Genomic DNA, 13,583 nt, shown 5'->3' on the forward strand with positions numbered 1-13,583 from the left:
TGGGAAGGGCGCGTGTTGAGAATTCAGCCCCACAGAACGTGCAAGGTGTAGTCCCGGAACGATCTTCAATAGGCTCAGAAAGACTTAATGCAGCGCTAGCTGACATTTGCCGTGCTCGCGACGTCGCCGTTTTCTCAAGTGCAGTGGGGCGTCACGCCAAGCGGCTGCAGAGGCAGGATCTCTCAGGATTCCTGAATACGGCAGCCGCCGAGTTCACACTTAGATTTCTCCCACGTTTACAGGAAGATATCCTCGCCAGGCGATCGTGGCCGTACGCCTTGGTTTGCAACGAGCTGAGCCGGCCGGCCGGAGGGCAGGCTGGTGTGGAAGCCTGCAGGCGCTTGGCGGCTGGGGTTTCGCGGCTTGGCGACGCGGTCAGGAACAGATTCGAAGGCAAAGCCCTTTCGCTTTTAGCAACATCGTTCGGTCGGCATCCAAAGGAATGCCGGAATGGAATTACCAGAGTCGCTGAGTTTTGCCGCGACGAAAGTGAAATACTTCAGGATCTGAGCGGTCAAAATCTCTCGTTGCTAATGAGCGGGTTGAGCAAGTGGCCGGAAGAGCAGGCCTGCGGCGAAGCCGCTGCAGCAATCTCCCTTGCGGTGCTGGAGGCTGGACGAGTCCATCGTTTTGATGCGCAAGCCTTGGCGATCCTAGTGAATGGTTTCAGCAAGTGGCCGGAGCAAACGCGCGACGCCGCAGTCGAAACAGCAGGCATGATTGACGTCAACAGGCTCGGTGATTTTGAGCCACAACACCTCGCGAATCTGGTCAACGGCTTCAGCAAATGGCCCGATCAGCCGGCCTGTCAGCAGGCGATCGTCAACATCGCTCATGAGCTTGTGCGCTGCCGCGCCAGTAAGCTCTCTCACTTCAGTGAGCAGCACTTGGCCAATCTTGTGAACGGTTTCAGCAAATCGCCGGATGTGACAGTCCATCGCAACGCCGCAGGTTTAATCTCTGGTGAGCTCTGTAGCCGCGCTGCCCGCCCCCCCTGGCTTGGTGGTTTTACTGCGCAGGGACTCGCAAATGTGATGAACGGCTTCACCAAGTGGCCGGACTCGCGAGCCGCCGTCGCGATCGCCGGAGAAGTCTGTCGTCGCGGTAAGTGTAAGTGCCCAGCCAAGCTCGCCGATTTTGTCCCGCAAGACTTGGCAAGCTTGGTCAACGGTATCAGCAAATGGCCTGGCGAGCCCAACTTAAAGGAAGCCGCAGAGACGATCGCACGGGAAGTCCTGCGTCATGCTCGTGACGCCCCACTGTCTCGTTTTTCGTCACAAGATCTGGCGAATCTGGTGAACGGTTTCAGCAAGTTTCCGCATTCGAACGACTGTTGCCAAGCGACCATCTCAATAGCACGCAATATTGACCCCGCGCGCGTCCTTAGTTTTGCTCCCCAGCAGCTAATGAACTTGGTGAACGGGTTCAGCAAGTGGCCGGGAGCGCCGGAGTGTCGCCAAGCGACGGTCGAAATCGGCCGTGAAGTCCGAGACCGCGCGGCCTCCGGACGGCTCTCTGAGTTCACTCGCGGGGAGCTGGCGAGCTTAATAAATGGCCTCAGCAAGTGGCCTGACGAAATTGCCTGTCGCCAAGCTGCCCTAGCGGTGGCAGCTAACATCCACCGATTCTCCCACTCTGGTCACGATTACCGGGACTTGGCAAACCTAGTGAACGCTTTCAGCAAATGGCCGCTAGAGCTGGATTCAGTCAATGCGACACTGTCGATCGCCCGTATCGTCGTCGATATCGCTGATCAGCTCCCTCGATTTCACCAGCAGCAGTTGGCGAATCTGGTGAACGGTTTCAGCAAATGGCCGCTAGAGAACGATTGTCAGCACGCTGCGCGCTTGATCGCTGCGGAAGTCCGCGGTCGCGCTGATCGGGATGAGCGCCTCGCTGATGTCACTCGACAAGGCCTGGCGAATTTGGCGAACGCGTTCAGCAAATGGCCGCAGGAAGATTTCGGCAAAGCCACAGTTGCGGTCGCCGGGGCCCTCTGTAGCCGTGCCGATCAACTCCCTGTCTTTACTCGGCAGGAGCTGGCGAATCTGGTGAACGGGTTCAGTAAGGTGCCGGAAGAGGAGAGCTGTCTGCAGGGCGTGCGCTTAATCGCCGCCGAACTCTGCCAGCGCGCCGCTGACGACGGCGGGCTTCCCGATTTTGCTCCGCAGGGACTGGCGAGCCTGGCCAACGGCTTAAGCAAGTGGCCGCAGGAGCAGGCCGGTAGAGAGGCTACAGTCCAAGTCGCTGCGGAAATCTCCCACCGCGCCACCCTCGCCGACGGGCTCTCTCGTTTTACTTCGCAAGAGTTGGCGAACCTGGTGAACGGCTTCAGCAAATGGCCGACAGGAGACGACACGGGTCGAGCCACGGAAGTGATCGCGCGTGAAGTCCATGAGCGCTCACTCGCCAGCTTTGCCTCTCAGGAGTTGGCGAACCTGGTGAACGGTTTCAGTAAGTGCCTGGACGAGGAGGCGTCTCGCCAGGCCGTGTTGGACATCGCGCGCACCCTCGGCGCTGGAGCACATCGGTTCAGCGCTCTCACAATGTCTGAACTCAGCATGGTCGCCAATGCTCTTGGGCGAAGCATCACGGTGTCGGAGGACAGTGGAGAAATAACGCACACCACTCTGCTGAGGGATCGGTTCAGCAAGCTCGCCCACCACCTGCACTATGCCAACGACCGCCTCAAGCAGGCGGACGTTCGGAGCATCGCCAACATTTTCAAAGCCCTGGGCAAGGCTCGGCTGGTTGACGATCTCGGCTTGCTCGCACGGGCGGGGTTGGATCGGATCGAGGAATTGCGTCAGGGGCCAAATTTTGCCGCCGCCAACGACCTGGAAACCATAGGTAATCTCAGTGTTGCCGTGCTGCCGCTGGCGCGCGGCTCGCAGAGACAGCTGCGCTGGCACCGAAGGCAGGCGCTCCATTTGCTGAACGACATCCAAGGCGTCGTGAAAGACAAGATTACGGCGCATCTGGCCGCTAGCGACGCGGAGCGGATCCGCGGCCCACACGCCAGCCGTTGCCCGGCCTTGTCCATGTATCAGGTCCTCAAGGCCCGTGCGGTCCTCGAGACATTGTACCGGCGCCCCTATATCGAGGGCAAGATGTTAGATCTCAAGGCGAGGCAGCAGGAGCTGCAGCGCGAGACGAGGGATATCCTGCACCGCACGCGCGAGCTGATCGAACGCGACCTGTCCAACATGAGTTGGAATCTGATCGCTGATATCGAGACCGAAAGGCCGCTCGAGGCACTGGATTCGTTCCTGGCGGCAAATACGGTAACAGTCCAGGCCAACCGTCCTGCCTCCCAGTTCAACGTGCATCAGGTGTTGCGAGAGATGGACCACGAGCCGAGACCGCCGCAAGGGAAGGCGGGACTGATGCGGCTTCCGGTCGTCGACCTGCAGGGGCGGCCCGTTGCGACGGAGCCCGAGACGCGCTATTCGATCTTTCATCGCGTGACTGAGGGGCGGGTCCCGGTGGTCGCGGTGCAACTGCCGTCACGACCGAGTGCCTTCATGCTCGCACGAACGCTCACCGTCGAGGGGGTGCCCTACCGCATGGACCTGTTCGGCGGCAGCAAGTTGAAGCCGCCCAGATCGACGCTAGCGCAGATCGCCGCGCGCGTGCCCGGCGCGGCCAGCGTCGAGCCGCCCGGGGGAAAGCTTTTGGCCATTCCCTATGCCGAAACGGCCGCCGGAACCGACTTCGAGCGGCTGTCGCGGGCCTGGGCTCCGTTCAAGGAGGCCTACTTCTATACGCAGCGCAGGGGCTTTGCAGCACCACTGGCGATCAAAGGTCTTGGGCCCCATGACGCTGCGCTTGAGGGCACGTTCAGACTGGCGCTGCTGCCGGACCGGCCGGCCGGCGAGGCGCATCCTTTCAGGCTCAGCGGAGCGCAGGGCGGCATCGCGCTGCGCCCGCATGACGGCTGCGGCTTCATCAAGACCTCGCTCGCTACGCGCATGCCGGCGGTTCGGCGCGTCGGCGACCAGGACAATCCGGAGCGGGTGCCGGCCTTTGGTGAGGGACGCCGAGCATCGCTGCCTGCCTCCGCCCTGCAACACTATCCGCGCAGCGAAGAGGTGGCCGCTGAGGCGCGCAAGATGGCCAGCAACTGGCTCGCGGGCCGAGACGAACAGGAACTGAACTCTGAAGACCTCTACCGCACAGTGACCGGTGGACACATCGATGGCCCCGGCGCGGTGGCAGTACCTTCTAGTGACGGCCGGCTTCACGTGCCGACGCTCAAGAGTGAGTCCATGACGGGGACGCAAGGCGTGCTAATCGGGCGCTCGCCATATGACAAGCCCAACCTGCGCCCCTTCGCGACCGCCCAGGTCGGCTCGAGCGCCGATGGGGACCCGACCGCAATCTTCCTCGATCAGTGCGTCGCCATACAGTACAGCTTCAATGTCGCCCAAAAATCCAGCGGTGAACTGGCCGCGGACGATCCGATGTTGTTCGCCAAGGGCATTTTGATCGTGGTGCCCGACGAGATGTGGCCGGCTGCGTTCGCCGATCGAGGGCTGGTGCTGTCTGCCGAGGACGTCAAATGTCATTCTCACTGGGCGAGGGCCAAGGACCGCGCCAAGGTGGACACCTTGCTCGACTGCGTCGGCATCTTGCAGGCGACCGAGGTGTTCGCTCCGGGTTCGTTGGTTGCAGTCCCGCCGGTTGAGCAAAAAAAGCTCGATGGCGACTTCGACGGGGACGCCGTCATTATCGTCGCCGACCGGCCGCAGCTTTATCAGCATGTCAGGCAGTTCGATCAGGCCGAGCAGGCGCGCGGCGTGCACTCGCTCAAGCCGCCCAAATCGCACACCCCGGCGATCGAAGGCGAGCACTACCAGTTCAGCCGCGCCAGCCAGATCCTGGCCGCGACGCAAAATGTCCTGGAGACCTATACCGGCCTGCAGCGAGACTTTCTGGCGCAATCTCAACAGGCAAGGCGCTGGTTTGCCGAGCGGGCTATCTTCGGGATCTACGAGGGCATCCACCACGAACTCAGGCGCGAGCTTCAAGTGCTGCTAACCCAGGACGAGGTGAGCCGGGAGCAGATCGAGCACAGTCTCGAGAAGGCGGGGCGCGAGATCGAGGTCGCAGATCATCCGGTCGCCCGCGAGGTGGCCGAGCTGCTCATGGCCGATCTCGAGGCGTGGGCGGCGCAACCGCGCGTCCTGCCCGCAACGGCAGAGGGCGGCAACGACGCACGGCGGACGGTGAGCGCAGATCTCTGCGAGCTGTTGCCGGACCTGGCGGAGGCCTACCCCGCCACGGCTCAGCCACGAGAGCGCATCCAGCTGATTGTCGACAATTATCCAGCACGCATTCATCCGCGACCGGATGGTTACGTTGCCGATGACCACGTGCAAAGTGCCAATAACCTGCTGAGTGTCGGCATCAAGGTCGGAACGGATGCCTATAAATCTGACACGGGCGCCTGCTTGTTTGCGGCCAAGAGCCGTCAGCTTCTGTACTTGCTGCAAAAGGCCCCCGGACTGAGCGCGGTGCCCTACACGAAGGGTATTGCGGCGCGCCTGAAACAGGGCCGCCTTGATGTCGATGCGACACTGGCGGATCTGAAGGACAATCCGACGCTGACGGCGTCGATCATGGAGGCTTCTATCAAGCTCGCGGCGGAACGAGGTATTCTGTCCGAACAATCGGACCGGTGGGCTGCCAGCGCGGGTCCGGTCACGACGCTGGCCGGCGAGCAAGCTAATGAGCGCGCCCACATCGAGGCCGAAAACGCCAAGGTCGAAGAGAACGCAATCACAGCGACCCTGGGCGAGGTGGCCGAACGCCTGCGCACATACAACATCGAGGTGAGCTTGCCCCATCACGATCGGCGTTTGAGATCAGAGGCTTCGATGCGAGACCAGCTCACCGGAATGAGCGTGCCGTCCGCTCAGGCGTCGCAGCTGATCAGCAACGCCGTCCGCCATGTCTTCGAAATCCCTGACCGGGACTTTACTGCCGCCTTCAGGAAGGCCGTGCTGGTCTTCGAGGATCAAGGCTACACCGAGGTCAGCACAACCAACTGGTTCAAAAAGCTCAATCCAACCTTTATCGGCATCACAACCGTCTTTGCCACCCCGCGGGGTTACCGCTTCGAAGTGGAGTTCCATACCCCCAGCAGCTACAAGGCCAAGATTGCCAATCATCATGTCTACAAGATGCTGCAGCGTGGCCCTCCAGGGATCTCCGATCAATCGCGGGCCGAGGAACTCCTGCAACACGCGCGCACGATCTGCAAGGATGTCGCAATTCCCGATGGGGTCACAGACATCCCCCACTGGGACATTGACACCGGGAGCACGGCTGGCAGCATGGCCTCTGCCGTGCGAGCTGCCCTGCCAAGAATACCCAAAAGGTCGCCGATGGCCGGACAAATTGTTGCCGCGCTGGGTGACAAGTCGGTCGTACTCGTCGGAATGATGGGTGCCGGGAAATCCAGTATTGGCAAGAAGCTCTCTAACTTGCTGGGCCTGAAGTTCTTCGACTCCGACCAAGTCATCAAGGACAAGACAGGCGCAAAGTCCATCAATAAAATCTGGGAAAATCAAGGCGAGGGTTACTTCAGGGAACTTGAGGAGAAGCAGATCCCACAATTGCTCGCGCAAGGCCCCATGGTGCTCGCAACCGGTGGTGGGTCCTTCATCAACGACAGGACCCGCAACTGCATCGCCCAAAACGCGATCTCGATCTGGATCGATGCCGATCTGGACATGATCATGAGGCACCTGCCGAACGATACGAGCCGTCCGCTGCTGCAAACTGAAGATCCAAAAGGAGCGATACAAAAACTGATGAACCAGCGCCAAGAGATCTATGCGCAGGCCCAGCTCAGAATTTCCCCGATTAAGTGGGAAATCAATAAGAGCGCGGCTGAGTGCCTGAACAAGCTTCACGACAAGCTTTGCGCTGACGTTGCCGAACCAGGCGCGCCCGCGGACCGAGGAGCGGCATGAGAAAGCGCGCGTCGTCGCTTCGGGCAAGCGAAATGGACCCCAATTTTTGGACAACGAGTTTAGCTGGTCCTAAGAGCCCGATTTGCGACCGCTTCTGACAGCGCGTTGAGTCGGGTGCATTGCACAGCTATTGCGACGGTACCAACGCGCTCGGTTCGGACTTCCCGTCAGACGCCAGGGACAGGTCGAGATTGTGTTGCAACATCTGATTCCCTGGCTCCGTTTTGAGAGCTTGCCGATATAGCGCTTGTGCCGCCTCATGCCGGCCCTGAATATCCAAGACAGCTCCTTTCGCATTCAATGCACGCACATTACCTGGGTCCGCAACTAAGACTCTGTCGAGTACTTGAAGCGCCCCGTGCTGGCGTTTCTGCGCCAACAAGAGTTTCGTAAGACTGATTGCCGCATCGACATTATCCGGATCCTGCTTCAAATCCCGCAAAGCCCGCTCTTGAGAATCCTGCCCGACTGCGCGCAAAATGCGTTCGCGCATAGCCGGATCGATGTGATCGGCGCCGAGCAACGCTGGTGGCGCCGTCTCCTTCACTGAAAGAGCTGGCTTATTCCAACTGGCGCAACCGCCCAGAGGCAGGATGGCGAGCGCGGCAAAGAGAGCTGAGTTCAAACGAAATGAAATCATGTTCGGTTCTCACACCTTTCATCAAGTGCTTTGGCTGTCAGTGGACGGCAACGCGGATATCGCGAGATTCCCCTGTGGATCCACAGTTGGTTCTAGGCGCAGCTTGACGGATCCGGCCGGTTGAATCGTGAAGTCCGACGCGAGGTCCTGATAAGACAGGACAGCAAGATCAATCCCGTTTCGCGTTAGAAAACCGCGGACGAAGCGTCGGACATCGATCGAAGTTAATATGACAGGGCGAGCCTGATCCGGCGCTGTACTGGAAACGATGTGACGCATCTGTGATAGTAGCGCTTCGCTCTGGCTATCATTCAGTGCAAGGTGGGGGCCTGCAGCCGAATCCCGAGCCGCACTGCGCACCACACCCTCGGTCTCACGTTCGATGATGAAGGCGGGAACGATTCCGTTTCCGTTCGCATAGCGGTGACAGATCTGCCGCTTCATACCGGAACGAACGTGTTCGGTGAGAAGGGCGACATTTTGTTCACGTTCGCCCCATTCGGCCAATGCCTCCAAGACGACGCGAGTGTTGCGGATCGGGATACCTTCATCAAGCAGGCGGCGCAGCACATCGGCAATCCTGGGGAGCGGCGTCGTGCGCAACACTTCCTTCACCAGGTCAGCATATTCCTGCTCCATCCTGCCCAACAATTGGCTGGTCTCCTGGATTCCGACCAAGCGCGGTGCATAGCGGGTCAACGTTGCTTGGACACGCAACGCGATGCGTTCGCTGGGACGGAGATGCCCGACGCCGGCGGCCTGGAGAGCCCGTGCGTGGCCTTGTTCGACCCAGATTGTGTTCGTTTCCGGATCATTCCGGAAAGGGATACCGGTCGATTCAATGCTTGCCAGACCGTCTTTTAGCGTTAGCTGTGTCGGATCAATCAAATCCTGTGCAACCGGCACGCCCTCGATATCTATCCTGAATTGCGACTCGGGCAGCTGCTGATCGACCGCGATAGGGATGCGGGGAACGATGATGCCGAGATCGGCCGAGACTAATTGCGAAGCGCGTGCAAAGTGCTGTTGTAATTCGACTTGGTCGATCGCATGCATCAGGTTGAGCGCTTGGAAGAACGCAATCGGACACGCCTCTGCAGGCATGGTTTGGTTTTTAGGCTCCACTGGGGCTGCAGCTGTAGCATCGACATTGTTGGCGCCTATCACATTTCCCTTGACAGTGCTTGCCGCCGCGAAGATCGCGGCCAAGATAAGAAAGACGGGCAGGGGGAAACCGGGAACGAACCCCATCGCAACCAAGACCGAGGCCGCCAGCCGCAACGCTCGCGTACTGGCCGTGAGTTGAGTGACTATGTCGGTCCCAAGGTTGAGGCTCCCAGCCCCAGTCACACGAGTGACGATGGTCCCCGAGGTAATTGAGATCAGCAGGGCCGGAATCTGCGAGATGAGCGCATCACCTATAGTAAGCAGGGTATAGTGACGCAGCACCTCGCCGAAAGGCATACCCTTCGAAAGCAGGCCGATCGAAATCCCACCCAACATGTTGATGAAAATAACCAGCAGCCCGGCGATGGCGTCGCCCTTCACGAATTTCATCGCGCCATCCATAGCGCCGTAAAGTTTGCTTTCCTTCTCTAATGCGCCGCTCCGCCTGCGAGCTTCCTTGGCATCGATGTGGCCGTTCCGTAACTCTGCATCGACCGCCATTTGCTTGCCCGGCAGAGCGTCGAGCGTGAAGCGCGCCGCCACTTCTGCTACGCGTTCCGCGCCCTTCGCGAGGACCATGAACTGCACCATGGTCACGACCAGAAATATGACGATCCCTACGACGATATTGCCTGAGATCACGAATTCACCGAACGTGTGGATGATGCTACCTGCCTCCCCTTCGGCCAGGATCAGTCGCGTGGTTGCGATGGTGAGCGCCAGACGGAACACCGTGGAAATCAAGATGACGCCGGGCAAAGAGGAAAATTCAAGTGGCGTGCTAATATACAAAGCAACCATCAGCAGCAGTATTGCCAAACCCATATTGAATCCGATCAGTGCGTCGATCACTACGACAGGTACTGGCATCACCATCATAGCTATGGCCAGAAGCAGCATCAGCGCGACCATTAAGTCCGGGTTGGCAGGCGCGCGCTCGAGGAGGTTACGCATGATGTTGGCCATGGAGACCCCTTTGTGATCGTTTGAGAATCGCTTCGCTGCTACGCAGCTTTCGAAGACACACCCCGCGCTGGCAACGCTTGAGATTGAGAGACCGCGAAACGCGCCAGTCACCGGGTGCATCCAGTCTGTCCAGGACCGTCAGGGTCTCGCCGCCGAAGCCGTCCGAGATGAGCGCATAGGCTCAGTACACGCCGAAACTGGTTCCGCAGGACCACAACGCCTTCACGCACCCCAATTACCGAGGGCGACATTGTAGGTGTGGCGGCTTGGCATCGGAGTTCTCCTTTGATCAGGCCCTGCGAACCTGGAAACTTTTCAATACGGGAGAAAAGCGATGCGGCCATTTCGGCTCAGCAGTACGCGGCTGTCCTCAATCCGATCGACAGTCCATCCATCGTCCAAAAGGGCCCCGACGAAATACTTCTCGCCATTGATGACAATATACGGCGAGGGCCCACGCCAAACCGCCTCGACCGCGATTGCGGATGGCGCCTTCTCCTCTTTGGTGATCACCCCATTGACCAGTGTTAGAGCGCCCTTCGTGTGATGATCGAACCACTGCTGAACCTGCTGCCAACTGGTGGCCGATGCAGACGTGACGGTGCCTTCAGCGGTAACAACACCCTTTGCGGAGCCTATCTTAATGTTGAGCAGGCCTGCTCTATCGACTTCCTGTTGCAGGTCTTTGGCCGCTGCCACGGTAGGCGGATTGTCGGCGAAGTTGTGGGTAGGTTTGGATTCAAGTTTGGCATCAGGTGAATTGGCGCTCGATGCACCGGCGCTGCCGTAGTAGGAGAAAATCGCTGAGAGCGCGCCGATCCCGACCGAGCCCAGTAACACGAAGGCTAGTACAGGGATCGAGTGGCGTGGTGTACCGCTGGAACCAGCTGGCGCTGCACCCTGTGCCGACCAGAGTATGGACATCGCGCCTAGGTGAATGACGACCGGAAGTGGAACAACAATACCCTCGCCTGCGGCAATATTCCCGCTGCCCTTCACGTTGAGTTCGGCGGCAAGGGCCTCGACCTCGATCGAATTGGCAAGAAGAGTGACCCGAAGATGATGCGGCGCGAGTCCCTGCTCGACGAAGATCAGATCGGCATCGAGCCCACTACCGATTACGTTCGTTTCTGGAGCCAGCTTACCGGTCAGTCCGCAGTAAAGGCCCGATAGAACTTCGAAATGAAGGCAAACCGTGTCATTCAAGAATAATCTTCCGAACAAGGAGAGAAGCCGCACGGCAAATTGCCGTGCGGCTCATTACAGTTTCACATCGCACCAAGGGGCGCGAACGAGGCTATTTGAGCCACGCTTCAGGCATTACTGAACGCGTTCGTCGGCAACCTTCTTGATTGTCGTGAGCTGCGTCGTAACAGTGCGCAACTGCATACTCCTAGCCGTAGCCTCCGCGCTAACGGCTGCTAGCTCCGCGATTTGAGCCTGGAACGCAGCAGCCCCACCGGCTGTGGTCGCTGCGTTTGCAGCAGTCGAAAGGCCGGCACTAGCAGCGCTAGCAATGGGACTCGAAACATTAGGCATATTATTTCCCTTTCTTCGAATTGTGCCGTTATCAACGGCCACTATTACCTGACGAGAACCATCCAGCGTCAGGTATCCTCTTCCGTCTCTGCCATAGTTTCCTCGGCATCAGCCATGACATCGTTCATTGTAGTTAATGCAACGGCGGTCAGAGCCAGCTGGAAGGCTTCTTGTTCGGACGCAGATTGCGAGCCGTCGCCAGAATTGAGCGGGATGTCCGTCCGATCGCGTCCCCTAACCGGCCCGTTAGGATCGCCCGGGTGGTTAGGATTAGCCGGCGTTTTAGCACCAGAAGGTCCGCCAGGTCCGTGTGGCGGTTGTCCATTCGAAGGTCCATGACGCCCTGCACGGGCAAGGGAAGCACCGAAGCTGCCAATACTTCTAATTCCTGCGACCATCATGTACTCCGGCGTTTATCTTCATTCGTCGAGGGGCGGCCATGTCCTGCAGGCATCCACCTCCTCAGGTTAAAGCCGCCAGCTGTCGACAAGCTGACGAGGGTTAGAAAAAAACGAGCGCCAAATCACAGTTGTGGGCGATCTCCCCCTCGTATTGAGGCAGACTTCTAACCAACATCATTCTGACGGCGAAGCGCGGTGCGCTTCTACTGCACGACACCGGTTAACGTGTCTTGACATGACAGCTACGAAAGACGGCCGGCTCAAATCGGAATCGGTGACCTGCCCACCATCGGAATACGCAGTCTATAAGCAAATGCTGCAAGCGGGACTGGCGCTGGGCCCGCTGGAGACGCGGCATGCGCGACGCCTTCAAGGCGAAGCCGGTGAAGTCGGAGCGCAATGACGCGCGTGGGATCGCGCAGCTTAGGCGGCTTGGCTGGTTCCGACCGGTGCATTGCAAAGTCGCTGCCCGCGCAAGAGGAGCGCGCCGCTGATGGCGCGCAAGCTCATGAAGCTGCAAACATGAGGAAGTTATCTGACTACAGTGATCGAACGCGCCTCCCTAATTGAGACCCGGGTTTCCCTGTGGCGAGTTCGCTACCGCTCATTGTGCCGGAGGGTCTGGCAGGGCTCCTGCCACTGCTTTTCTATCGAGGCCGTTTTGGGCCTCGTATTCCTGAACGAGTTCCTGCCTGACGGCGGTCATCTGCCCGCCAGGCAGATCGGATCATGGCGCCGGGCATGAGCTTGGGGACGGGCTTCTCGCCGAAGGCATTGGGAATGATCCTACAAAAGCCCGCCAAACCCTGTGCCGCCATCGATGCTGTGGCACGGTGCGATCACATCCGGGTACTCGTCGACGGCACGCCCGCAGCAAATGACCTCGGCCGACCAACGCGGTGCGGGCCTGCATCGTCGTTCACGCCGACGCTCGCTTGGGGCGGATTCGCGTTGGCGACTCGGCATCCCCTTCAGGCCCACGTCGGCCAGCAAACTCACGGATTGGGTGCCCGGCTATCTATTCATTACCCACGCTCTTGTACGGATTTGCCTCGCTGGCTGTCCGGTAGTCCTCCAAATTGCCGCCCAGAAACAAGCGCTCGGTCTCTCGGGTCGGCGTTCTACCCAGCGAGCACATCAGATCCACATCCGCGTCGATGTTGTCCTGATCCTCGACATTCATTCCGAGCCCAATACTGCTCAGCACGTCGTCTGGCGTCAGACTGCAGACTTCGGGATGGTGTACGTGTGCAGCATGTTCGCATTGTGGGCGATCGCTCGCGCCCAAGGGTCGCGCGAAACGGCCAGTTTTGAGGGGTCCTCGACCAACGACACGAAAGGAGAGACTGCTGTCTTACCCCGCATATGCCAACCAGCTTGGCGCGCCCGGTCCGTGGGATATCGCTCCAGAGGATCTCCTACAGAAGAATGATCCCGCGCCGTGTTGCGGGCATGGGATATTGCGCTCGTGTTGGCTTCGGTACGCGGCTTGCAATCGGCATCCTGATTCTGAAAGCGATGCAGCTTGACATATGACGACCTGGCAACGTCGTCGAAAATGCGATCCCGATCGACAGGACCGTCGGGAGCGGCGATGGCTGGTGTCCACCGCGCTGTTTGCTGCGCGGCCAGGCTGATCTCGTTTTTGAGCGCCCCCAGAGTGGCACCCGTCAGCGCTGCGGCAAGCTGGGCGCACGCTCTCGAAAATGATGCGGCCGGGCGCAACATCAGCGAGTTCGAGCTTTCCGTCATTCGGGCGCGGATGTACGAAGCCGCGCGACAGAAGGCCCAGCGTGGCGAACTGCGGATAAGCGTGCCGATCGGCTACATCTGGCACCGCGATTACGGCCTGGGTTTCGACCCTGATATTCGGGTCCAGGAAGCCATCAG

At 59.5% G+C, this 13,583-nt stretch carries 6 protein-coding genes and 2 pseudogenes; 2 read left to right on the plus strand and 6 right to left on the minus strand.

Annotated features, from left to right (window positions below; translation table 11 throughout):
• The first annotated feature begins 542 nt into the window (after window positions 1-542).
• Window positions 543-6,980, plus strand: coding sequence for a shikimate kinase (locus ACWGTO_RS31500; RefSeq protein WP_454578652.1), 6,438 nt, complete (start codon window positions 543-545; stop codon window positions 6,978-6,980).
• 127 nt (window positions 6,981-7,107) lie between these two features.
• Here ACWGTO_RS31500 and ACWGTO_RS31505 read toward each other — a convergent pair whose 3' ends face one another.
• From ACWGTO_RS31505 to ACWGTO_RS31515, 3 genes are all read right to left on the minus strand, one after another.
• Window positions 7,108-7,620, minus strand: coding sequence for a tetratricopeptide repeat protein (locus ACWGTO_RS31505; RefSeq protein WP_454578653.1), 513 nt, complete (start codon window positions 7,618-7,620; stop codon window positions 7,108-7,110).
• A 21-nt stretch (window positions 7,621-7,641) separates the two neighbouring features.
• On the minus strand, window positions 7,642-9,753 hold the full coding sequence (gene sctV / locus ACWGTO_RS31510; RefSeq protein ID WP_454578654.1) for a type III secretion system export apparatus subunit SctV: 2,112 nt from the start codon (window positions 9,751-9,753) through the stop codon (window positions 7,642-7,644).
• Between the two features lie 315 nt (window positions 9,754-10,068).
• Complete coding sequence (locus tag ACWGTO_RS31515; protein WP_454578655.1) at window positions 10,069-10,959, minus strand: SctD/MshK family protein; 891 nt, start codon at window positions 10,957-10,959, stop codon at window positions 10,069-10,071.
• A 1,044-nt stretch (window positions 10,960-12,003) separates the two neighbouring features.
• On the opposite strand from ACWGTO_RS31515, the pseudogene ACWGTO_RS31520 reads away from it, so the two are divergent.
• Window positions 12,004-12,154: pseudogene (locus ACWGTO_RS31520) on the plus strand (IS110 family transposase); the annotation flags it as partial.
• A 143-nt stretch (window positions 12,155-12,297) separates the two neighbouring features.
• Here the strand turns inward: ACWGTO_RS31520 and ACWGTO_RS31525 are convergent.
• From ACWGTO_RS31525 to ACWGTO_RS31535, 3 genes and pseudogenes are all read right to left on the minus strand, one after another.
• Window positions 12,298-12,481: pseudogene (locus ACWGTO_RS31525) on the minus strand (hypothetical protein); the annotation flags it as partial.
• Window positions 12,482-12,711: 230 nt separating this feature from the next.
• Entirely contained in the window at window positions 12,712-12,876 is a 165-nt protein-coding gene (locus ACWGTO_RS31530) for a hypothetical protein (RefSeq protein ID WP_454578656.1), read from the minus strand.
• A 35-nt stretch (window positions 12,877-12,911) separates the two neighbouring features.
• Entirely contained in the window at window positions 12,912-13,445 is a 534-nt protein-coding gene (locus ACWGTO_RS31535) for a hypothetical protein (RefSeq protein ID WP_454578657.1), read from the minus strand.
• Between the last annotated feature and the right edge of the window lie 138 nt (window positions 13,446-13,583).

The sequence above is a fragment of the Mesorhizobium sp. PL10 genome (assembly GCF_053714315.1).